General features: G+C 72.2%; 20 protein-coding genes, 1 pseudogene and 1 riboswitch. Of the genes and pseudogenes, 11 read left to right on the forward strand and 10 right to left on the reverse strand.

Going from position 1 to position 21,756, the window contains the following annotated elements:
- The first annotated feature begins 117 nt into the window (after window positions 1-117).
- Window positions 118-2,223, forward strand: a complete 2,106-nt coding sequence (locus tag ACZ52C_RS37900) for a glycoside hydrolase family 43 protein (protein ID WP_469079170.1) — start codon at window positions 118-120, stop codon at window positions 2,221-2,223.
- Here ACZ52C_RS37900 and ACZ52C_RS37905 read toward each other — a convergent pair.
- Both ACZ52C_RS37905 and ACZ52C_RS37910 read right to left on the reverse strand, forming a co-directional pair.
- Window positions 2,216-3,193: pseudogene (locus ACZ52C_RS37905) on the reverse strand (endonuclease/exonuclease/phosphatase family protein); the annotation flags it as partial. The gene ACZ52C_RS37900 and the pseudogene ACZ52C_RS37905 overlap by 8 nt on opposite strands.
- A gap of 48 nt (window positions 3,194-3,241) precedes the next feature.
- On the reverse strand, window positions 3,242-3,601 hold the full coding sequence (locus ACZ52C_RS37910; protein ID WP_045555704.1) for an ArsR/SmtB family transcription factor: 360 nt from the start codon (window positions 3,599-3,601) through the stop codon (window positions 3,242-3,244).
- 203 nt (window positions 3,602-3,804) lie between these two features.
- On the opposite strand from ACZ52C_RS37910, the gene ACZ52C_RS37915 reads away from it, so the two are divergent.
- A complete protein-coding gene (locus ACZ52C_RS37915; protein ID WP_469079087.1) occupies window positions 3,805-5,142 on the forward strand; it encodes an MFS transporter in 1,338 nt (445 codons plus the stop codon).
- 303 nt (window positions 5,143-5,445) lie between these two features.
- Window positions 5,446-5,757 carry an NIPSNAP family protein gene (locus ACZ52C_RS37920; RefSeq protein WP_469079088.1) on the forward strand — a complete coding sequence of 104 codons (312 nt, stop codon included), beginning with the start codon at window positions 5,446-5,448 and terminating at the stop codon, window positions 5,755-5,757.
- Between the two features lie 48 nt (window positions 5,758-5,805).
- Here ACZ52C_RS37920 and nicT read toward each other — a convergent pair whose 3' ends face one another.
- Entirely contained in the window at window positions 5,806-6,930 is a 1,125-nt protein-coding gene (nicT, locus tag ACZ52C_RS37925; RefSeq protein ID WP_469079089.1) for a Nickel transporter NicT, read from the reverse strand.
- Window positions 6,931-7,140: 210 nt separating this feature from the next.
- A riboswitch (cobalamin riboswitch) is annotated at window positions 7,141-7,324 on the forward strand.
- A gap of 30 nt (window positions 7,325-7,354) precedes the next feature.
- Between nicT and ACZ52C_RS37930 the strand changes: the two genes are divergently transcribed.
- The 4 genes from ACZ52C_RS37930 to ACZ52C_RS37945 are packed head-to-tail and all read left to right on the forward strand — an operon-like array spanning window position 7,355 to window position 10,156.
- Complete coding sequence (locus tag ACZ52C_RS37930) at window positions 7,355-8,074, forward strand: energy-coupling factor ABC transporter permease (protein ID WP_469079090.1); 720 nt, start codon at window positions 7,355-7,357, stop codon at window positions 8,072-8,074.
- Window positions 8,071-8,532, forward strand: coding sequence for an energy-coupling factor ABC transporter substrate-binding protein (locus ACZ52C_RS37935; protein WP_469079091.1), 462 nt, complete (start codon window positions 8,071-8,073; stop codon window positions 8,530-8,532). The genes ACZ52C_RS37930 and ACZ52C_RS37935 overlap by 4 nt, the downstream gene beginning before the upstream one ends.
- Window positions 8,533-8,537: 5 nt before the next feature.
- A complete protein-coding gene (cbiQ, locus tag ACZ52C_RS37940) occupies window positions 8,538-9,287 on the forward strand; it encodes a cobalt ECF transporter T component CbiQ (protein WP_469079092.1) in 750 nt (249 codons plus the stop codon).
- Complete coding sequence (locus ACZ52C_RS37945; RefSeq protein ID WP_469079093.1) at window positions 9,284-10,156, forward strand: energy-coupling factor ABC transporter ATP-binding protein; 873 nt, start codon at window positions 9,284-9,286, stop codon at window positions 10,154-10,156. The genes cbiQ and ACZ52C_RS37945 overlap by 4 nt, the downstream gene beginning before the upstream one ends.
- Here the strand turns inward: ACZ52C_RS37945 and ACZ52C_RS37950 are convergent.
- The 6 genes from ACZ52C_RS37950 to ACZ52C_RS37975 form a co-directional block, all read right to left on the reverse strand.
- The gene (locus tag ACZ52C_RS37950) at window positions 10,138-10,926 is read right to left on the reverse strand and encodes an amidohydrolase family protein (protein ID WP_469079171.1); all 789 of its coding nucleotides are present in this window, start codon (window positions 10,924-10,926) and stop codon (window positions 10,138-10,140) included. The two genes, ACZ52C_RS37945 and ACZ52C_RS37950, sit on opposite strands and share 19 nt — an antisense overlap.
- 116 nt (window positions 10,927-11,042) lie before the next feature.
- On the reverse strand, window positions 11,043-11,354 hold the full coding sequence (locus ACZ52C_RS37955) for an L-rhamnose mutarotase (protein WP_469079094.1): 312 nt from the start codon (window positions 11,352-11,354) through the stop codon (window positions 11,043-11,045).
- Window positions 11,351-12,349 carry an aldo/keto reductase gene (locus ACZ52C_RS37960; RefSeq protein WP_469079095.1) on the reverse strand — a complete coding sequence of 333 codons (999 nt, stop codon included), beginning with the start codon at window positions 12,347-12,349 and terminating at the stop codon, window positions 11,351-11,353. Before ACZ52C_RS37960 ends, ACZ52C_RS37955 begins: the two co-directional genes overlap by 4 nt.
- Entirely contained in the window at window positions 12,346-13,113 is a 768-nt protein-coding gene (locus tag ACZ52C_RS37965; RefSeq protein WP_469079096.1) for an SDR family NAD(P)-dependent oxidoreductase, read from the reverse strand. Before ACZ52C_RS37965 ends, ACZ52C_RS37960 begins: the two co-directional genes overlap by 4 nt.
- A complete protein-coding gene (locus ACZ52C_RS37970) occupies window positions 13,110-14,447 on the reverse strand; it encodes an L-fuconate dehydratase (protein ID WP_469079097.1) in 1,338 nt (445 codons plus the stop codon). Before ACZ52C_RS37970 ends, ACZ52C_RS37965 begins: the two co-directional genes overlap by 4 nt.
- Window positions 14,448-14,458: 11 nt before the next feature.
- A complete protein-coding gene (locus tag ACZ52C_RS37975) occupies window positions 14,459-15,310 on the reverse strand; it encodes a fumarylacetoacetate hydrolase family protein (RefSeq protein WP_469079098.1) in 852 nt (283 codons plus the stop codon).
- 417 nt (window positions 15,311-15,727) lie between these two features.
- Between ACZ52C_RS37975 and ACZ52C_RS37980 the strand changes: the two genes are divergently transcribed.
- The 4 genes from ACZ52C_RS37980 (at window position 15,728) to ACZ52C_RS37995 (ending at window position 20,326) form a co-directional block, all read left to right on the forward strand.
- The gene (locus ACZ52C_RS37980; RefSeq protein WP_469079099.1) at window positions 15,728-16,777 is read left to right on the forward strand and encodes a sugar ABC transporter substrate-binding protein; all 1,050 of its coding nucleotides are present in this window, start codon (window positions 15,728-15,730) and stop codon (window positions 16,775-16,777) included.
- A 78-nt stretch (window positions 16,778-16,855) separates the two neighbouring features.
- Window positions 16,856-18,532 (forward strand): sugar ABC transporter ATP-binding protein, encoded by a 1,677-nt coding sequence (locus ACZ52C_RS37985; protein WP_469079100.1) that lies wholly within the window; start codon window positions 16,856-16,858, stop codon window positions 18,530-18,532.
- A gap of 2 nt (window positions 18,533-18,534) precedes the next feature.
- Window positions 18,535-19,578 (forward strand): ABC transporter permease, encoded by a 1,044-nt coding sequence (locus ACZ52C_RS37990; protein ID WP_469079101.1) that lies wholly within the window; start codon window positions 18,535-18,537, stop codon window positions 19,576-19,578.
- A 22-nt stretch (window positions 19,579-19,600) separates the two neighbouring features.
- Entirely contained in the window at window positions 19,601-20,326 is a 726-nt protein-coding gene (locus ACZ52C_RS37995; RefSeq protein ID WP_469079102.1) for a FadR/GntR family transcriptional regulator, read from the forward strand.
- Between the two features lie 5 nt (window positions 20,327-20,331).
- Here the strand turns inward: ACZ52C_RS37995 and ACZ52C_RS38000 are convergent, their stop codons facing one another.
- The gene (locus ACZ52C_RS38000; RefSeq protein ID WP_469079103.1) at window positions 20,332-21,648 is read right to left on the reverse strand and encodes a phytase; all 1,317 of its coding nucleotides are present in this window, start codon (window positions 21,646-21,648) and stop codon (window positions 20,332-20,334) included.
- Window positions 21,649-21,756: the final 108 nt, after the last annotated feature.

Here is a 21,756-nt window from a genome sequence, read left to right on the forward strand (position 1 = left end):
ACTTTCGCTGCCACCCCGGACCCCTGCGCCGATTGACGCCACTCGGCGCAGATAGCAACACTCTTCGACGGGGTTTCCCACAGGAACTGTCAAAAGGTCGCAGCCTTGGAGGTCGGCTTGCAGGAGTACGCCGGATACGTCTTCGTCTACTTCACCGGCGAGGACGGCCCGGAGGGCGAGCGGATCCGGTTCGCGCTCAGCCGGGGCGACGACCCGCTGCGCTGGCGCGAGCTGAACGGCGGCGCGCCGGTGCTCACCTCGGACCTCGGAACGGGCGGGCTGCGCGATCCGTTCCTCGTGCGCGACCCCGACGGCGACCGGTTCTATCTGATCGCCACCGACCTCCGGATGCACGGCGAGCCGGACGGCGACTGGGACCGGGTGCAGCGCACCGGATCCACCTCGCTCATGGTCTGGGAGAGCACCGATCTGGTGCGCTGGACCGACCGCCGACTGGTGCGCGTCGCCCCCGACACGGCTGGCAACGCCTGGGCGCCCGAGGCCTGTTACGACCCGGAGCTGGGCGCGTTCGTCGTCTTCTGGGCGTCGAAGCTGTACGCGGAGGACGACCCGGAGCACACCGCCGACACCCACAACAGGATGCTGTACGCGACCACGCGTGACTTCCGGGTCTTCAGCGAGCCCCGGCTGTGGAACGACCCCGGCCACTCGGTCATCGACTCGACGGTGGTCCGGCACGACGGCGCCTACTACCGCTTCACCAAGGACGAGCGCGGCAACTCCCCCGCCGCGCCCGGAGGCAAGTTCATCACCGTGGAGAAGTCGAAGGGGCTGCGCGACACCTCCTACGACTTCGTCGCCGACCGGATCGGTCACGGGACCGTCGAGCAGGGCGAGGGGCCGATCGTCTTCAGGTCGAACACGGACGACCGCACCTGGTACCTGTTCGTCGACGAGTTCAGCGGGCGCGGCTATGTGCCCTTCGAGACCACCGACCTGGACTCCGGCGCGTGGACGCCGTGTGCGCGGTTCGCGCTGCCGCCCGGCGCGCGGCACGGCTCGGTGCTGCCGGTGACACGGGCCGAGTACGAGCGGCTCCTCGCCGGGTTCGCGCCGCCCGCGTCCGTCGTCGACGCACACGTGCCGGAGGGCCTGAAGGCGTACGCGCTCGTCGACGACGTCGCGTCGAAGGTCGTCCTGCCGGTACATCGGGACACCGAACTCGGCTCCCTCGCACCGGAGTTCGACCTGTCGGCGGGCTCCCGGATCGAGCCCCCGTCGGGCACCCCGCGCGACTTCCGCACCCCGCGGAGCTACACCGTCACAGCGGCCGACGGGACTTCCCGCACCTGGACGGTGGAGGCGGTGGCGATGCGCAGCCCGCTGCTGCCGGGGCTGTACGCCGACCCCAACATCCAGGAGTTCCACGGCCGTTACTACGTCTATCCGACGACGGACGGCTTCGAGGGCTGGGGCGGCACCCGCTTCGAGGTGTTCTCCTCCGACGACCTGGTCACCTGGGAGAACCACGGCGTCGTCCTCGACCTGGAGTCGGACGTGAGCTGGGCGGACGGCCACGCCTGGGCGCCGGCCGCCGCCGAACGCGACGGGTCGTACTACTTCTACTTCTGCGCCGACCAGCAGATCGGCGTGGCCGTCTCCGACAGCCCGACCGGCCCCTTCCGGGACGCCCTGGGCCGGCCGCTCATCGCGCGCGACGACTACCCCGGCCAGATGATCGACCCGGCCGTCTTCACGGACCACGACGGCACCGCGTATCTCTACTGGGGCAACACCGAGGCGTACGGCGTCCCGCTCGGCGCGGACATGGTGTCCTTCGACCCCGCGCGGGTACGGCGGTTCACCCCGGAGAACTTCCGCGAGGGGGCCTTCGTCGTCGAACGGCGGGGCGTCTACTACTACATGTGGTCGGAGGACGACACCCGCAGCGAGGACTACCGCGTCGCCTACGCCACCGGCCCCACCCCGCTCGGCCCGTGGACCGAGAAGGGCGTGATCCTGCGCAAGCGCCCGGAGTACGGGATCCTCGCCACCGGCCACCACACCGTGGTGAACGTCCCCGGCACCGACGACTGGTTCATCTGCTACCACCGGTTCGCGATCCCGGGCCCCGGCACCCCGCGCGGGGACGGCGTCCGGCGGGAATCCACCCTGGACCGGCTGGTGTTCGCGGCGGACGGCTCGATCGAGGAGGTCGTGCCGACGCTGGAGTCCATCGGCCCGGTGGCCAGCCGAGGGTGACCCGGGCGACGACCGGCAGGTGGTCGCTGCCGGTGGCGGGCAGCGCGCGGATGTCGGCGACGGTCGCCGAGCGGGCCATGACCTGGTCGATCCGGGCAAGCGGGAGACGGGCGGGGTAGCTGAAGGCGAAGCCGCGCTCCGCCGCGTTCATCCGTGCGGTGAGCGGCGCGAGACCGCGGTCGTCGACCGTGCCGTTGAGGTCGCCCAGCAGGATCACCGGGTCCCGCGTCTCGGCGGCGACGGCCCGGCCCAGCAGACCGGCGCTCTCGTCCCGCCGCTGCGACGCGAGCCCGCCCGCCCCGACGCGGACCGAGGGCAGATGGGCGACGTACACCGCGAGGTCGCCGTGCGGGGTGCGGACCGAGGCCCTGAGCCCTCGCCTCCAGTCCGCCGCGATCCCCTCGGGCCTGATGTCCAGCTGGCGGGTCCCGGTGAGCGGATGCCGCGACCAGAGCCCGACGGTGCCCCGGACCGCGTGGTGCGGGTACTCCGGCGCGAGGGTCCTCTCATAGACCGGCAGCGCCGCGGGCACCAGCTCCTCCAGCGCGATGAGGTCCGGCCCGGCGTCGGCCAGGGCGCGGGCCGTGCCCGCCGGGTCGGCGTTCTCGTCGCTGACGTTGTGCTGCACCACGACCAGCTCGCGCGGACCGGGCCGCGCGCCGGGCAGCAGCAACCCTCCGAAGGTGTACGTCCAGGCCGCCACCGGCAGCAGGAGGGCCAGCAGCGCGACGGCCGAGCGGTGCAGCAGTCCCACGGCCAGCAGGACCACGGCCACCAGGCCGAGCCACGGCAGGAACGCCTCCAGCAGACTGCCCAGCCGGCCCACGGAGTTGGGTACCGAGCGGGGGAACAGCACGAGCCCGGCGGTCAGCACGGCCACGACGGCGCTCACCCGTCCGGCACCGCGGCGGTCCGGCCGCACGCGCGCGCCGTCCGGCCGCACGCGCGCGCCGTCCGGGGCGGGCCGCATCGGCGGCCGGGGCGGGGACGGCGGGTCTTCGGCGGTCACGCATCGTCCTCAGTCGTGCGGTGCCTGGCCGCTGACCCGGTGGTCCGCGTGACTGAGCGCCTCCACGACCAGGCGCCTGAGATGCCCGTCGGCGAGGCTGTAGTGGATGTGCCGCCCCTCGCGCCGGGTGTCCACGAGGCCGGCGAGCCGCAGCTTCGCCAGATGCTGGCTGACGGCCGTGCGGGACGCCTCGCAGCGGTCGGCCAGCGAGCCGACGTCCGACTCGCCCTGCGCGAGCAGCCACAGCAGATGCAGCCGGGTGACGTCGGAGAGCATCGCGAACACTCCGGTCGCCTCGGTGAGCCGTGCGCTGTCGGGGGCGCGCAGATGCGCACCGGACGCAGGTGACACGGCGTGGCGTTCAGGCATGCCCCCAGCGTAGGCGCTCCGCTGGGGGCATGGGGGCACGGGGGCATGGAGGGCCGTCTTTCGTCCGCGGGTCCGTGGGGGCTGGTCGCGCGGTTCCCCGCGCCCCTTCGGGGTCGCCTCCTCAGGTCGTCATGTGCACAGATGCGCACATGACGACTACACTGGGCCGACCGATGTGACGCCACGCCGAGGGGAGCCCCGTCATGCTCGTCGTTCTGCGTCATCGCGCCTATCGGCGGCTCTTCGCCGCACAGGTCGTCGCCCTGGTGGGCACCGGGCTCGCGACCGTCGCACTCGGGCTGCTGGCGTACGACCTCGCGGGCGCCGACGCCGGGTCCGTCCTCGGTACGGCTCTCGCGCTCAAGATGGTGGCGTACGTGGTGATCGCCCCGGCCGTCGGCGCGGTCGCCGACCGGCTGCCGCGCCGGGCGCTCATGGTGACGGCCGACCTGGTGCGCGCGGGGATCGCCGTGTCGCTGCCGTTCGTCGGCGAGGTCTGGCAGGTCTACGTCCTGGTGTTCCTCCTGCAGTCCGCGTCGGCCGTGTTCACGCCCACGTTCCAGGCCGTCATCCCCGATGTGCTGCCCGAGGAACGCGACTACACGCGGGCCCTGTCGATGTCCCGGCTCGCCTACGACCTGGAGAGCCTCTTCGCCCCCGCCCTCGCGGCCGCGCTGTTGTCCGTCATGACCTACGACGGGCTGTTCACCGGCACGGTCCTCGGTTTCCTCGCCTCGGCCGCGCTGGTGGTCTCGACCGCCCTGCCCGAGCGGGCCGTCGGCGCCGCCCCGCGCACGGGCGGCGCGTTCGCCAGGGCCACCGCCGGCACGCGCCTCCTCCTGGGCGTGCCGGAGCTGCGGGCCCTCATCGCCCTGAACCTGGCGGTGGCGGCGGCCGGGGCGATGGTGACGGTGAACTCCGTCGTCTACGTCCGCGAGGTGCTGGGCCTGTCGGCGGGCGCCCTGCCGCTGGCGCTCGGGGCGTACGGGGCGGGGTCGATGGCCGTGGCGCTGGTGCTGCCCCGGGTGCTGGACAAGGTGCCGGACCGGGCCGTGATGCTGCCGGGCGCGCTGTCGCTGCCCGTCGTCTTCGCCGCTCTCGGGGTCGTCACGGGCGCGCACGGCGGGAGTTGGCGGCTGCCGGGGCTGCTGGTGCTGTGGGCCGCGTTCGGTGCCGCGTGCTCGGCGGTGCTCACTCCGGCCGGGCGGCTCGTCCGCCGCTCGGTGGCGCCCGGGGAGCGTACGGCCGCGTTCGCCGCCCAGTTCTCCCTCTCGCACGGCTGCTGGCTGCTGACGTATCCGCTGGCCGGCTGGCTGGGGGCGGCGGCCGGGCTTAACTGGGCGGTGCTCGCCCTGGGTTCGCTCGCACTGGGCGCGGCGCTGCTGGCCGTACGGCTGTGGCCGGCGGCATCGACGGCCGACGCGGCCCATGTGCACGCCGACCTCCCCGTCGGTCACCCCCATCTGGCGGGCGCCCGGCGCGTCCCGAACGGATGGCGGCACAGCCACGGCAACCTCACGGACGGGCTGCACGCCCACTGAGGTGAGGTCGCGGCATCACCCCGCGCCGGCGTCGGCCTCCCGTCGGCCAGGCCGGCGGAAGGGGCGGGGTTCCCTGCCCCTTCCGCCGGCCTGGCGAGAACCACGACCCGCCGCCGCGGCCCTGATCCCCCGATGGCAGCGCGCCGAGCAGCTCACCGACGAGTTGCAGGCGCCGCTCTGCACCACACTGACCGACCGGCAACGCACCGGGTTCGCCCGGCTCGTCGACGCCCTGACCGCCTCCCCCACCGCATGGCGTCGACCGGCATGGCCGTCGCCCGTGCCCCGGGGGACCATGGAGGCGTGATCACCATTCATCTGAAGTACGAGATCGACGCCGACAAGCTCGAGGACTTCGAAGAGTACGGCCGGCGCTGGGTTCGGCTCGTCAACCGTTTCGGTGGGACGCACCACGGCTACTTCCTGCCGAGTGAGAGCGACAGCGACATCGCCTACGCCCTCTTCTCGTTTCCCAGTCTCGCCGCGTACGAGCGGTACCGCACGGACAGCATGTCCGATCCGGAGTGCCAGGACGCCTTCGCGCTGGCCCGCGACACCCGCTGCATCAAGCGGTACGAACGCCGTTTCCTCCGGCCGCTCGACGACGTGTCCTGAGGAAAGGTGAGGCGCCCGTGCGCCGTGGTGCGGGTGGGTGGTGGGTGTTCAGCCCGCCGTCCACTTCTCCTCGATCCGGGCGAACCGCCAGACCAGCAGGGCGACCGCCCAGGTGGCGAAGAAGAGGCCGACGACGACATAGCCGACGGTGTTGAGGTCGAGGCCGGCGACCCCGTCCCAGAAGGTGCCGTGCAGCCGGGCCTTCTCGGCGACGAGGCCGAGGAGTTCGACCGTGCCGATGACGAGGGCGACGGCCACGGACAGACCCGTGATCACCAGGTTGTAGTAGACCTTGCGGACCGGGCGGGAGAAGGCCCAGCCGTAGGCGAAGTTCATGAACGTGCCGTCGACGGTGTCGAGGAGGGACATCCCGGCGGCGAACAGGACGGGCAGGCACAGGATCGCGTACCAGGGCAGCCCGGAGGCGGCGCCCGAACCGGCGAGCACCAGGAGCGCGACCTCCGTCGCCGTGTCGAAGCCGAGGCCGAAGAGCAGGCCGATCGGGTACATCTGCCAGGGGCTGGTGAGGGACCTCGTCAACCTCCCGAGGAGCCGGTTCATCAGGCCCCGGTTGTTCAGTCGCTCCTCCAGCGCGGCCTCGTCGAAGGTGCCCGAGCGCAGCTCACGGAACACCTTCCAGATCCCCACCATGATCACCAGGTTGACGACGGCGATGACGTACAGGAACGTCCCCGAGACGGTGGTGCCGATCCAGCCGGTCACGTCGTGCAGCGTGGAGTCGCCGTCGCGGGCCGGTCCGGCGAGCGTCTTGACGCCGAGGGTGAGCAGGAAGGTGAGGGCGAGCACGATCGAGGAGTGGCCGAGGGAGAACCAGTAGCCGACCGACAGCGGGCGTCGCCCCTCCCCCATCAGCCTGCGGGTGGTGTTGTCGATGGCGGCGATGTGGTCGGCGTCGAAGGCGTGCCGCATGCCCAGGGTGTAGGCGGTGACGCCCATGCCGATGCCGAAGGATCTGCTGCCGACGCTGTAGTGCTCGGGGGCGACGATCACCACCAGGGTGAACCAGCCGACGAGGTGCAGTGCCAGGATGAACCCGGCCATCCCGCCGAGGCTCGCCCACTCCCCCCGCGTCATCGAGGCGCGGATCCGCCGCCAGGAGAGACCGCCCGTCGCGGCGGTGGCCGAGGGGGCGGTGTCGGTGCCAGGAGCCATGGGGCGTGCGCCTTCTCTTCGTCCGTGGGGTCGGATCCCCTCAGCGTCGTGCGCCGAGTTGGCAGCTGCAAGTATGTTGCAGTAAAGCTCCCGTCTGCTTTCGGTCAGGTCGGGCACCTCGGCGTGGCGCGGGGCGTGCGCCGGGGTGTGAGCTGGTGCACGGCGCCTGCGCGCCCCTCGCCTCCGCTTGTCAGCCTCCTTGTCCGGGCACTACTGTCACCACGCCTTGGTGAACGGGAAATCCGGTGTGATGCCGGTGCGGCCCTCGCCACTGTGAATCGGGAAGTCCGGCTCCGGTCCTCACGGACAGCCACTGGGTCTTCGGACCCGGGAAGGCGGAGCACGGGCGGTGTCACCCGTAAGCCAGGAGACCGGCCAAGGCACGTCAACCATCCACGAGGTGCTGGAGAGGGTCTGCTGAGCCATGCACATAGCCGAGGGTTTCCTTCCTCCGGCGCACGCGATCGCCTGGGGTGTCGCGTCCGCGCCGTTCGTCGTCCACGGAGTCCGGGCACTCACACGTGAGGTCAGGGAGCATCCCGAGAGCACGCTGCTGCTCGGCGCCTCGGGGGCCTTCACCTTCGTCCTGTCCGCGCTGAAGCTCCCGTCGGTCACCGGGAGTTGCTCCCACCCCACCGGCACCGGTCTCGGTGCCATCCTGTTCCGGCCGCCGATCATGGCGGTCCTCGGCACCATCACCCTGCTCTTCCAGGCACTGCTGCTGGCACACGGCGGTCTGACCACGCTCGGCGCCAACGTCTTCTCGATGGCGATCGTCGGCCCCTGGGCGGGTTACGGCATCTACCGGCTGCTGCGACGCTTCGGAGTGCCGCTGATGGTGACGGTGTTCTTCGGCGCGTTCGTCGCCGACCTGGTCACCTACTGCGTCACCAGTGTGCAGTTGGCGCTCGCGTTCCCCGACCCGAGCAGTGGTTTCCTGGGCGCGCTCGGCAAGTTCGGCTCCATCTTCGCCATCACGCAGGTCCCGCTCGCGGTCAGCGAAGGTCTGCTGACGGTGCTGGTGATGCGTCTGCTGGTGCAGTCGAGCAAGGGCGAACTGACCCGGCTGGGCGTGCTCCTGACCGGGCGGCGCGACCGCACCGGGGCCGAGACGGAGACCGGGACCGAGGCGGTGGCCCGATGAACCGGAACACGAAGATCAACGTACTGCTGCTGCTCGCCGTGGCCGCGCTCGCCGTCCTGCCGCTGGCCCTCGGCCTCGGCGACCACAAGGAGGAGCCCTTCACGGGGTCCGACGGCGAGGCGGAGACGGCGATCACGGAGATCGAGCCGGACTACGAGCCGTGGTTCTCGCCCCTGTACGAGCCGCCCTCCGGTGAGATCGAGTCGGCGCTGTTCTCCCTCCAGGCCGCCCTCGGCGCGGGGGTCCTCGCCTACTACTTCGGCATCCGCCGGGGCCGGCGCCAGGGCGAGGCCCGGGTGCGGGCACTGCTGGACGCGGCGGACGAGACGAGCACGGCTCCGGAACAGCCGGCGGACGAGACGGTCGCGGCATCCACCGCGTCCGGCGTGTCCGGCACGCCCGGCGGTGAAGTCCCGCTGTCCGGTGGCTCCGGGGAGTCCCCCGCCGGGCGGGGCTGACGCGGGTGCTGCCGATCGACGCGGCGGCGCACAGCAGTCGCTGGCGCCGCCGCCACCCCGTGGACAAGGCCGTGCTCGGGCTCGGTCTCACCGTGCTCGCGATCTCCCTGCCGCCCTGGCCCGGCGCGGCCCTGGTCCTGCTGACCGCGCTCGTGGTGCTGCTGGGCCCCGCGGGTGTGCCCGGCCGTCGGCTGTGGCGGGCCTACCGGGTGCCGTTGGGCTTCTGTGTGACCGGAGCCCTGCCGCTGCTCGTCCAGGTCGGCGGACCCGACGGGTTCGTCACCCTCGCCGACGGCGGCCCGGTCCGCGCGGCGGAACTGCTGCTGCGCACCTCGGCCGCCTCCCTCGGCGTCCTCCTGTTCGCCTTCACCACCCCCATGTCGGACCTGCTGCCCCGGCTCGTGCGGGCCGGGGTGCCCGCACCGGTCGTGGACGTGGCCCTGGTCACCTACCGCATGAGCTTTCTGCTCCTGGACTCGGTGCGGCGGATCCGGGAGGCGCAGGCGGCCCGGCTGGGGCACACCACCCGGGCCGCCACCTGGCGTTCCCTCGCCGGGCTCGGCGCCACCGCGTTCGTACGGGCCTTCGACCGGGCGGCACGGCTACAGACCGGGCTCGCCGGACGCGGGTACGACGGCACCCTGCGCGTCCTGGTGCCCGAGGCCCGGGTCTCCGCACGCTTCACCGCGGCCAGTGTCGCGCTCCTCGCGGCCGTGGCCGCCCTCACCTTCGTCCTGGAAAGGCCGCTGACATGAGCGAGCCCGTGCTGGTCTCCCTACGGGGCGCGTCGTTCGCGTACGAGGACGGGCCGACCGTGCTGAGCGACCTCGACTTCGACGTGTGCGAGGGGCGCGCGCTCGCCCTGCTGGGCCGCAACGGCAGCGGGAAGACCACGCTGATGCGGCTGCTCAGCGGCGGACTGCGACCCCGTACCGGCGAGTTGACGGTCGAGGGGCGGCCGGTGACGTACGACCGCACGGGTCTCACCCGGCTGCGGACGACGGTCCAGCTGGTCGTCCAGGACCCGGACGACCAGCTCTTCGCGGCGTCCGTCGCGCAGGACGTGTCGTTCGGACCGCTGAACCTCGGGCTGTCCGACGCGCAGGTGCGGGCGCGGGTGGACGAGGCCCTCGGCGCGCTCGGCATCGCCGCCCTCGCCGACCGGCCCACCCATCTGCTCTCCTACGGCCAGCGCAAGCGGACCGCCATCGCCGGGGCGGTCGCGATGCGGCCCCGGGTCCTGATCCTCGACGAGCCGACCGCCGGGCTCGACCCCGACGGGCAGGAGCGGCTGCTGGCCACCCTGGACGAGCTGCGCCGGTCCGGTACCACCGTCGTGATGGCCACCCATGACGTCGACCTCGCGCTGCGCTGGGCCGACGACGCGGCGCTGCTCACGCCGTCGGGCGCCCGCACCGGACCGGTGGCGGAGATGCTCGCCCGCACGGATCTCCTCCACCAGGCGGGACTTCGGCTCCCCTGGGGCGTGGCGGTCGCCGGACTGCTGCGCGGACAGGGGCTGTTGGCCGAGGAGGAGGCGGGTCCGCGCACGGCGGACGAGCTGGCGGCCCTGGCGGGGGCGGACACCGGCGGGCCGGCGGTGCCTCAGATCCGCAGGCCGTAGACGCGGACGGCGGTGCCCGCGAAGACCTTCCGGTGTTCCGCCTCGCCGAGTCCGGACATCAAGGCGTCGGCCACGTCCAGGACTTCGACGTAGTCGGAGGCGAGTTGGCAGACCGGCCAGTCGGAGCCGTACATCAGCCGTTCGGGACCGAAGGCGTCCAGCACGGTGTCGGCGTACGGGACGAGGTCCGCGACCCGCCAGGAGTGCCAGTCGGCCTCCGTGACCAGGCCGGAGAGCTTGCACACGGTGTTCGGCAGGGCCGCCAGCCGCCGGATCTCCCCCGCCCACGGCTCCAGTTCACCGGAGGCGATGGGCGGCTTCCCCAGGTGGTCGAGCACGAAGGTGAGTTCGGGGAGGCCGGCCGCCGCCTCCACGGCGGCCGGGAGCTGGTGGGGCTTGACCAGGAGGTCGTAGACGAGTCCCGCGTCGGCGACCGCGGCGAGGCCCCGCCGGACGTCCGGGCGGGTCAGCCAGCGCGGGTCGGGTTCGCCCTGCACCTGGTGGCGGATCCCCACCAGGTACTGCCCGCCGGGGCCCTCGCGCAGTGCGGCCAGGGCGTCGGCGACGGCGGGTGAGGTGAGGTCGGTCCAGCCGACGACACCGGCGACCACGTCGCTGCCGGCGGCGAGGGCCAGGAACTCGGGGGTCTCCTCGGGCACGGTGATCGTCTGGACCAGGACCGTGGCGGTCACACCGGCGATGCTCGCGGCGGACTCCAGCTGGTGGAGGGTGAAGTCGCGGCGCAGCGGGGCGAGTTCGGGTCCGGTGATCCAGTCCTGGTCACGGACGGAGAGGTCCCAGACGTGGTGGTGGGCGTCGACCGTCCAGTCGCCGGTGTCATCCGTGTGCTCGCTGTCGTCCGGGCCGCCCGTGCCGTGCGGGCCGGTCACAGGTGCCACACCACGGGCAGGCCGGCGTCGGAGCCGTCCGCCGAGTAGTCGTGGACGACGTCGAGGAGTTCGGCCATGCGGGCCTGCCAGGCGATGTTGACCGGCAGTTTCTCCAGTTCGGCGATCATCGCCGGGTAGTTCTCGACCTCCAGCAGATGGAAGAGGTCGGTACCGCTGCGCCAGATCGTCCACTCGCTCACCCCGGCGGCGCGGATGGCGGCGGTCAGTTCGGCGGGCACCTCGCGGTGGGCCGCCTCGTACTCCTCGACGCGGTCGGCGCGGACCTTGGTGTGCAGGGCGACCCTCACGACGGCTCCTCGGGGTGCGGGACGGGGACGTTCGGGCCGAGCAGCCCCTCGGCGCGCAGCTCGTCCCAGAGGGCGGCCGGGACCAGGCGGCCGTGCAGGTCGACCGTGTCGCGCACCTCCTCCGCCGAGCGGGCGCCGGTCAGCACGGCCGCCACCGCCGGGTGGGCGGAGGGGAACGCCAGGGCCGCCGCGCGCAGCGGCACACCGTGGCGTTCGGTGACTGCTTTCAGCCGCAGGGCGCGGTCGAGCACGGGGGCCGGCGCGGGGGCGTAGTCGTACGGGGCGCCGGGCTTCGGGTCGATCAGCAGGCCGGAGTTGAAGGCGCCGCCGATCAGGACGCTGCGTCCCCGGGCGGTGGCCTCGGGCAGCAGTTCCGCCAGGCCCTCCTGTTCGAGGAGGGTGTAGCGGCCGGCGAGCAGGACCACGTCGACGTCGGTCTCGCGCAGGAAGCGGGTGGGTGCGGCGCACTGGTTCATACCGACGCCGATGGCACCGACGACGCCCTCGCCGCGCAGCCGCTCCAGTGCCGGGTAGGCCTCGCGCAGTGCCTGCTCGACGTGGTCGTCGGGGTCGTGGAGGAGGACCACGTCCACCCGGTCCAGACCGAGCCGGACCAGGCTGGCCTCCAGGGAGCGCCGGACGCCGTCGGCGGTGAAGTCGAAGACGCGGCGGTGGGTGGCCGGGACGGCGAAACCGTTCGCCAGGTCGTCGCCCTCGGGGGTGCTGTTCTCCACCAGCAGCCGGCCGACCTTGGTGGAGATCGTGTACGACTCCCGGGGGCGGCCCCGGAGCGCGGCGCCGAGGCGGCGTTCGGAGAGGCCGAGCCCGTAGTGGGGGGCGGTGTCGAAGGTGCGGATACCGGCGTCCCAGGCGGCGTCGACCGCTGCGGCGGCCTCCTCGTCGGGCACCGGGCGGAAGAGGTTGCCGATGCCGGCGGCGCCGTAGGCCAGCTCGGTGACGCGGACCGCGGTGCGGCCGAGGGTCCGGGTCCTCATGAGCCCGCCGGGCGCAGGCGCAGGCCCTGCATACCGCCGTCGACGGCGAGGGCGGTGCCGGTGACGGACGCGGCGGCGGGGCTCGCCAGGTAGACGATGGCGGCCGCGACCTCGTCGGCGGTGACGAGACGGCCGAGGGGCTGGCGGGCGTGGAGGGCGGCGCGCTCGGCTTCGGGGTCGTCGGCGGCGTCGAGGAGCCGGCCGACCCAGGGGGTGTCGGCGGTGCCGGGGTTGACGCAGTTGACGCGGATGCCCTCACGGACGTGGTCGGCCGCCATGGCCAGGGTCAGGGCGAGGACCGCGCCCTTGCTGGCGGAGTACAGGGCGCGCTGCGGCAGTCCGGCGGTGGCGGCGATGGAGCAGGTGTTGACGATCGCGGCGTGGGAGGAGGCGCGCAGCTGGGGCAGGGCCGCGCGGCTGGTGCGGACCATGCCGAGGACGTTGACGTCGAGGACCCGGTGCCACTGGTCGTCGGGGTTGTCCTCGACGGTGCCCTGTGCGCCGATGCCGGCGTTGTTGACGAGGATGTCGAGCCCGCCGAGCCGTTCGACGGCCTCGGCGACGGCACCCCGGACGGAGGCGTCGTCGGCGACATCGGCCCGGAGGCCGAGCAGCGGGGCCGTGGCCCCGGACGGGTCGAGGTCGAGGACGGCCACGGCGGCGCCGCGGGCGGCGAGCAGCCGGGCGGTGGCCAGCCCGATGCCGGACGCTCCCCCGGTGACGATCGCCCGGAGTCCGCTCAGCTCACCTGTCTGCCCGGTCATGCGACGTCCTCCCGTCCAGCGAGGTCGGCGGCCCAGAACGCGCCGTCCGGGTAACGGTATGCGGCGAGCGACCCGGGATGCATGGTCGCGGAGAAACCGGGGGTCAGGGGGGCGACGTAGTGGCCCTCGCGCATCACCACGGGGTCGGTGAAGTGCTCGTGGAGGTGGTCGACGTACTCGATGACCCGGTCGTCGGTGGTGCCGGACAGGGCGAGGTAGTCGAACATCGACAGGTGCTGGACCAGTTCGCACAGGCCCACGCCGCCGGCGTGCGGGCAGACCGGGACGCCGAACTTGGCGGCGAGCAGCAGGATGGCGAGGTTCTCGTTGACGCCGCCGACGCGGGCCGCGTCGATCTGGAGGACGTCGAGGGCTTCGGCCTGGAGGAGCTGTTTGAAGACGATGCGGTTCTGGACGTGTTCGCCGGTGGCGACCTTCACGGGGGCGACGCCCCGGCGGACGGCGGCGTGGCCGAGGATGTCGTCGGGGCTGGTGGGTTCCTCGATCCAGTACGGGTCGTACTCGGCGAGGGCCCGGGTCCACTCGATCGCCTCGTCGATGTTCCATCTCTGGTTGGCGTCGATGGCGATGCGTACCGAGTCGCCGACGGCGGCGCGGGCGGTGCGCATCCGGCGGACGTCGTCGTCGAGGTCGGCGCCGACCTTCAGCTTGATCTGGGTGAAGCCGTCGGCGACCGCCTGCTTGGCCAGCCGGGTGAGCTTCTCGTCGGAGTAGCCGAGCCAGCCCGGCGAGGTGGTGTAGCCGGGGTAGCCGCGCTCCAGCAGCCGGCTCTCGCGGTCGGCGAGTCCCGTACGGCCCCGCCGCAGCAGGTCCAGCGCCTCCTCGGGGGTGAGTGCGTCGGCGATGTAGCGGAAGTCGACCTGGGAGACCAGCCACTCGGGCTCGGCGTGGGCGAGCAGCCGCCACAGGGGCTGACCGGCGCGCTTGGCCGCGAGGTCCCAGACGGCGTTGACGACGGCGCCGATGGCCATGTGCATCACGCCCTTCTCGGGGCCGAGCCAGCGCAGCTGGCTGTCGCCGATCAGGTCGCGGTTGACGGAGCCGGGGTCCGCGCACAGTTCGTCGACGGAGCGGCCGACGAGGTGGGGTCGCAGGGCGCCGATGGCGGCGACCTGGACGTCGTTGCCGCGGCCGATGGTGAAGGTGAAGCCGTGGCCTTCGTGGCCGTCGGCGGCGTCGGTGCGCAGCACGACGTAGGCGGCGGAGTAGTCGGGGTCCGGGTTCATGGCGTCCGACCCGTCCAGCTCCCGCGAGGTGGGGAACCGGACGTCGTAGGTGTCGACCGCGGTGATCCGGGCGGGGGTTGCAGTCACGGAGCTGCCTTTCACGCTTGGCCGAAGGTCTGGCGCTGGCTCCCGAGTCCGTCGATCTCCAACTCGACGGAGTCACCGGGGCGGAGATAGGGGGTGCCGGGCAGGCCGAGGGCGACGCCCGCGGGCGTTCCGGTGTTGATCACGTCGCCGGGCTCCAGGACCATGTACCGGCTCAGGTAGGCCACGATCTCGTGGACCGGGAAGATCATGTCGCGGGTGTGCCCGTCCTGGCGCTTGACGCCGTTGACGGTCAGCCGCAGCCCGAGGTCCTGCGGATCACCGACCTCGTCGGCGGTGACCAGCCACGGGCCCATCGGGTTGAAGGTCTCGCAGGACTTGCCGAGGTCCCACTGCGAGGAGTACTCCAGCTGGAACTCGCGTTCGGAGACGTCATGGCTGACCACGTAGCCCGCGATCACCTCGGAGGCCTCTTCGGGGCCCGCCAGATAGCGGGCCCGCCGTCCGATGACGACCCCCAGTTCGACCTCCCAGTCGGTCTTGACCGAGCCGCGCGGGATCAGCACCTCGTCGTACGGGCCCACGACCGTGCTCGGGTCTTTCATGAAGACCACCGGGCGGGGCGGGATCGCGGCGCCGGTCTCGGCGGCGTGGTCGCGGTAGTTGAGTCCGACGCAGACGATCTTGCCGGGGCGGGCGACGGGGGCGCCGACGCGCAGGCCGTCGGTGTCGAGTTCGGGCAGGGCGCCGGCCTCGACCGCCGCGCGGGCCCGGTCGACTCCGCCGGAGGCGAGGAAGGCGCCGTCGATGTCGGAGGCCAGGGAGGACAGGTCGAGCAGCGTGCCGTCGTCGGTTCGGACGGCCGGCCGCTCCTCTCCCGGGGCGCCGACGCGTAGCAGTTTCACTGGGGCAGCTCCCTTGCCATGGGTTCATGCATTCATCGGAGGAATGACGCACCGCGACTTTAGGGGCAGTTCGGCGCCCTGACAACGTATTCCTCGGATGTATCTGATCGACGTCAGGCTTTCCGCAGCTCACAGATCCGACATGTGCGACTTCGCCGCGACCGGAGCGCCGACGCCGGCGCACGATCACCCCGTCGAATTCCTCGTGAGCGACCCCTTGTCAACCCGGGCAATGCCGTCGTAACGTCCTCGACGTCCGAGATACATCGGAGGAATCGCTCCACCACCCTCAGCGAGGTAGTGGCCCTTCCAACTCCGCTGCTCGTTCACCGGTTGACCCTCTCTGCCTCCCCTCCGTCGGTCCGCGTATGCCTCCCGGGGGGCGGCCTCCCTGTCTTGGCTAAGGAGAACCCGGCCATGAAGCTCGCTCGCACCCGCTCCACCGCCGCAGCGGCCTGCGCCCTCGCGGCCCTCACCCTCCTCACCGCGTGCAACCGCGACACCTCCTCCGGGTCCGCCGGCTCGGGCGGGGACAAGCCCGCCATCGGCGTCGACCTGCCCCGCTCCGACTCGGACTTCTGGAACTCCTACGCGGAGTACCTGAAGAAGGACATCAAGGCCGAGGACATCAACGCGCTGCCGATCAGCAACTCGCAGAACGACATCACCAAGCTGGTCGCCAATGTGCAGGTGTTCCAGAACACCGGTGCCAAGGCGGTGGTGATGGCGCCCCAGGACACCGGCGCCATCGCCTCCACCCTCGACACCCTGGCCTCGAAGAAGATCCCCGTGGTCAGTGTCGACACCCGCCCCGACAAGGGTGACGTCTACATGGTCGTGCGTGCCGACAACCGCGCGTACGGCACCAAGGCGTGCGAGTTCCTCGGCAAGCAGCTCGGCGGCAAGGGCAAGGTCGCCGAACTTCAGGGCGCGCTGGACTCGATCAACGGGCGGGACCGCTCCGAGGCGTTCGCGGAGTGCATGAAGACCAAGTTCCCGGACATCAAGGTCTTCGAGCTGCCCACCGACTGGAAGGGTGACGTGGCCTCCGCCAAGCTGCAGAGCCTGCTCGCCCAGCACCCCGACCTGGGCGGCATCTACATGCAGGCCGGCGGTGTCTTCCTCCAGCCGACGCTGGCGCTGCTGCAGCAGAAGGGCCTGCTGAAGCCGGCCGGCCAGAAGGGGCACATCTCGATCGTCTCCAACGACGGGATCCCGCAGGAGTTCGAGGCGATCCGCAAGGGCGAGATCGACGCCACCGTCTCCCAGCCCGCCGACCTCTACGCCAAGTACGCGCTGTTCTACGCCGAGGCAGCGGCCGAGGGTAAGACGTTCAAGCCCGGTGCCACCGATCACGGCTCCACGATCATCGAGATCCCGGGCGGGCTGGAGGACCAGCTCCCGGCACCGCTGGTCACCAAGGACAACGTGGACGACAAGACCCTCTGGGGCAACAACGTCGGCTAGGGGGTGTCCCCCCTGATACCCCCGTTTCCCCGGACCGCAGCCCGCTCGTCTCTCTCCCCTCGAAGGACGGTATCCACCATGGCGGACACCGCGACCGCCGCGGCGCACGGCGGCGGCCACCCCGCCGCCGGGAGCGGCGCCCCGGTGGCCGAGGCCACCGGCATCAGCAAGAGGTTCGGCGCCACCGTCGCGCTGCGCGACGCCCGGATCACCATCACACCGGGCGAGTCGCACGCCCTGGTCGGACGCAACGGCGCCGGCAAGTCCACGCTGGTGTCGATCCTGACCGGACTCCAGCAGCCCGACACCGGAACGCTCAGGTTCTCCGGCGGGCCCGCGCCCGCCGTCGGGGACATCGACGCCTGGCGCTCCAAGGTCGCCTGCGTCTACCAGAAGTCCACGATCATCCAGGATCTGACCGTCGCCGAGAACCTCTTCCTGAACCGGCAGAGCGACGGCCCGCTGCGACCCATCCGTTGGAAGCAACTGCGCGCCCGCGCCGAGGAGTTGCTCGCCGGATACGGTGTGGACGTCAAGGCCGACGCGCGAGCGCGGGACCTCACCGTCGAGCAGCGGCAGTTCGTCGAGATCGCCCGCGCCCTGTCGTTCGGCGCACGCTTCATCATCCTCGACGAACCCACCGCCAAACTCGACGCCCGCGGCATCAACCGGCTCTTCGACAAGCTCCGCGACCTCCAGCGGCAGGGTGTCGCCTTCCTCTTCATCTCGCACCATCTGCAAGAGGTGTACGACCTCTGCACCACCGTCACCGTCTACCGCGACGCGGCGCACATCCTGACCGCGCCCGTCGCCGAACTCGGTCACCGGGCACTGGTCGAGGCCATGACCGGCGAGACCACCCGCACGGCGGCGGCAGCCGTCGAGAACCGCCCCCCGGTGCGGGCGGGCGCCCCCGAGCTCCTCACCGTCGACGGCCTCACCCTGGCCGGCGCCTGCCGGGACCTGTCGCTCACGGTGCGGGCGGGCGAGGTCGTCGGCCTCGCCGGGGCGGCGGCCAGCGGCAACGTGCGGGTGGGTGAGACCGTCGCCGGGCTGCACCGCCCCGAGCAGGGCACGATCTCGGTCGGCGGTCGGCGGGTGCGCGGCGGCAGCGTGCCGTCGGCGCTCGCCGTCGGTGTCGGGCTCGTCCCGGAGGACCGGCACCTCCAGGGCCTGGTGAACAACCGCAGCGTGGCGGAGAACGCGACGCTCACCGTCACCGACCAGCTCGGCCCGTACGGCACCGTGCTGCCCGCCCGGACCCGGAGCTTCGCCCAGCGCATGATCCGGGACCTCGACATCAAGACCCCGGGCGGTGCCACGCCCGTGTCGGCGCTCTCCGGCGGCAACCAGCAGAAGGTCGTCGTCGCCCGAGCCCTGGCCACCGACCCGCATGTGCTGGTGGCCATCCGCCCCACCAACGGGGTGGACGTCAAGTCCAAGGAGTTCCTGCTGCGCCGGATCCGGCAGGTCGCCGACGGCGGGAAGGCCGCGCTGATCGTCTCCGACGAGCTGGACGACCTGAAGGTGTGCGACCGGCTCGTGGTGATGTTCCACGGGCGGGTGGTCGCCGAGTTCGACCGCGGCTGGAAGGACGAGCACGTGGTCGCCGCCATGGAGGGCGTGGCCGACCGGGCGGAGGCCCCCGGCGGCGCCGCAGCCCACGCAGCCCCTACCGGCGCCCACGACCCCGCCTCTGCCGGCCCCACCCCTGCCGATCCCACCGCCGGCACCACCGAAGAGCACGGAAGGTAGTCATGTCCGCCACCACTGATGTCACCGACCCCGCCACGAGCGTGGCGCGGGAGACCGGGTCCGGAGACACCCGCCGCGGGCTCGACCTCGGTCGCTTCCGTGAGCTGTCCCTGGTCCCCGCCATCCTCGTGCTCGGCCTGATCGGGTTCATCGTCTCGCCGGCCTTCCTGACCGCCGACAATCTCATCGGCGTGGCCCAGCAGTCCACCGAACTGAGCCTGCTGGTGCTGGCCACCGCGCTGATCCTGATCTGCGGCCGGATGGACCTGTCCCTGGAGTCCACGATCGGCGTGGCGCCCGTCATCGCGGTCTGGCTGGTGCTGCCCACCAGCGGGGCCCGGTTCACCGGGCTCGGGCTGCTGCCCGAGTGGACGGCCGTACCGCTCTGTCTGCTGGTGGGCGTGGTGATCGGCGCCGTCAACGGGTTCCTGATCCTGAAGCTGCGCCTGAACGGGTTCATCGTCACCCTCGGCATGCTGACCATGCTGCGCGGCCTCCAGGTCGCCCTCTCCGAGGGCCAGTCCATCGTGGAGCTGCCGTCCTCCTTCACCTACCTCGGCAAGGCGTCGTGGCTCGGAGTCCCGGCCGCCATCTGGATCTGTGTGGTCCTCTTCGCCCTCGGCGGCAGCGCGCTGGCGTGGCTGCGGCACGGCCGGGCGCTGTACGCGATCGGCGGCAACGCCGAGGCGGCCCGCACCGCCGGAATCCGAGTGGACCGGATCGTGTGGGCGGTGCTGATCCTCGGCAGTGTGCTGGCCGCGTTCGCCGGCATCCTCTACAGCGGTCACTACGGTTCGATCTCCGCCACCCAGGGCAGCGGCTGGATCTTCCAGGTGTTCGCCGCGACCGTCATCGGCGGTGTCAGCCTCAACGGCGGCAAGGGCTCGGTGTTCGGCGCGCTCACCGGTGTGCTGACGCTCCAACTCGTCGTGAACGTCATGACGTTGGCGGGGGTGCCGCCGCTGTGGAACCAGTTCCTCAACGGCGCGATCATCATCGTCGCCCTGATCATCTCCCGCTTCGCCTCGGGCGAGAAGCAGGAGTAGTCCCGCTGGAGGGAGGCACCTCGTGGCACTCACGGACGAGGCGATGGACAAGATCAAGGCGATGATCGTGGCCGGTGAGCTGGCGCCGGGCTCACGTCTGCCCAAGGAGGAGATCCTCGCCGCACAGCTCGGCCTGTCCCGAAGTTCGCTGCGGGAGGCGGTGCGGGCGCTGACCGCGATGCGGATCCTGGTCACCCGGCAGGGCGACGGCACCTATGTGTCGAGTCTGGAGCCGCATCTGCTGCTGGAGTCGCTCTCCTTCGCCTCGGACGTCTCGCAGGGGCAGACGGCCCTGCAACTGCTCCAGGTGCGGCGGCTGCTCGAACCGCAGGCGACCGGGGCGGCCACCGCCCTGCTCACCACCGCCGACCTCGACGAACTGGGCCTGATCCTGGAACGGTCGCGGGCGGCCGCGACCGTCGAGGAGTTCGTCGGCCACGACATCGCGTTCCATCTGCGGATCGTCGAGGCGGTGGGCAACCCGGTGCTGTCGATGCTGCTGCGGGTGCTCTCCACCCGCACCCAGCGGGCCCGGATCGTCCGGGGCAGCCGCACCGAGCGGGCCGTGGAGCACGCCCACCGCGAGCACGAGGAGATCCTCCGCGCCCTGCGGGCCCGTGACGCCGCCCTGGCGGTGTCGGCGGCGACGGTCCATGTCGCCGCCGTCGAGCAGTGGATGGCGAACGGGCTGGTCGGGGAGGATCCCCTCGGCGCGGCCGAGGGTGGACCGCCCGCGGCCGAGGGCTGACCGGCCTACAGGTCGGCGGCGTCCGCCAGTTCGCCGAGGTCGACGAACTTGAAGCCGGTCGCCGTGCGCGTGCCGCCCTCGCCGTCCGGGACCTCGGGGGTCTCCTGTCCGTCCTGGACGACGAGCAGGCCGCGCGGATAGCGGCTGCCCAGCGGGGCGTTGAGGACGGCCGCGCCGTCGCACTCCTGCACGGCGTCGAGGGTGTCCGAGGCGACCCCGACGCGGAAGCCGCCCTCGTACTCGTTGCCCTCGCTCACCTCGCGGTCGTACAGGGCGAAGGTGTCGTCGCCCTGGCTGGAGGCGAGCAGATAGCCGTCCCCGTCGCGCTCCTGATAGAGCGTCAGGCCCTCGACGTCGGCCGACAGCCGCTTCCCGCCGTAGCCGGGGTCGGCGCCCGGCACGCACTCCTCGGTCTCCTCGTCGTACGTGCCCGGGACGCCGTACTCCCTGGTCCTGTCGACCAGGACGGGCTTGCCGGTGAGGTCGGCGCGCAGACGCCAGATGCCGATGTCCTCCTGGCCGGCATAGAGGGTGCCGGTGGCGGGGTCGACGACCATGCCCTCGACCTGCGGGAGTTCACCGGGCTCACCGCACGGGCTCCACCGGGTGCCGTCGGGCAGCCGGAAGGAGGCGGGCAGGTCGAGGGTGCGGATCGTGCGGTAGCCGACCGTGCCGTTGGCCGCCGGGAGGAGTTCGAGGAGGGCGAGCCGGGTGCGTTCGCGTCGGCTGACCAGGGCGTAGGACCGGCCGGTGGCCCTGTCCGTCCAGGTGGCGAGGCCGTACGCGGTGCGCTGGTCGTTGATCTCGGCCTGGTCGGCGGAGAACACGGGGGCGGCGTCCGGTGCGGTGACGTCGGTCAGCGGGGCGGTCGGGCGGGCGGGGTCGATGCGGTAGATCCGCAGCCGGTCGTTGCCCCGGTCGCTGACCACGGCCACGTCGGCCCGGCCCGCGGGGGTGCGCAGTCCGGTGACGAGGTCGACGTTGTTGTAGCGGCCCGGTGCGTCGTCCGCCGTCGGCGGCTTCGGCGCGGCCAGGGACTGCACGAGGCGGGCGTCCAGATCGTAGACGCGCAGGCCTCCCTCCTTCGCGGTGGCGACGACGAGGCTGCGGTCCGGGTCGGCGGGGTTCCGCCAGATCGCCGGGTCGTCGGCGTCGGCGTTGCCGCCGGCCTCGTCGTCGTACAGCGCGGCCGACTCGCTCGTCGCGGTCACCGTCGGGAGGGCGGACGTACCCGCTCCGGCGGGGGACACCGCGAGGAACGTGGTCAGCGCGGTGCCCGAGGCGAGCAGGGCGACTCTTCGAGCAGTGCGGGGCGTTCTCACAGGCGTTCGCATCCTTACCGTCGTGACGGCCGTCGATGGTCGCGGCCGGGTCGGTGGTCGGGTCGGTGGTCGGGTCGGTGGTCGGGCCGTGCGGATGATCAGGGCCAT

It is taken from the genome of Streptomyces sp. NPDC034049, from assembly GCF_055575575.1.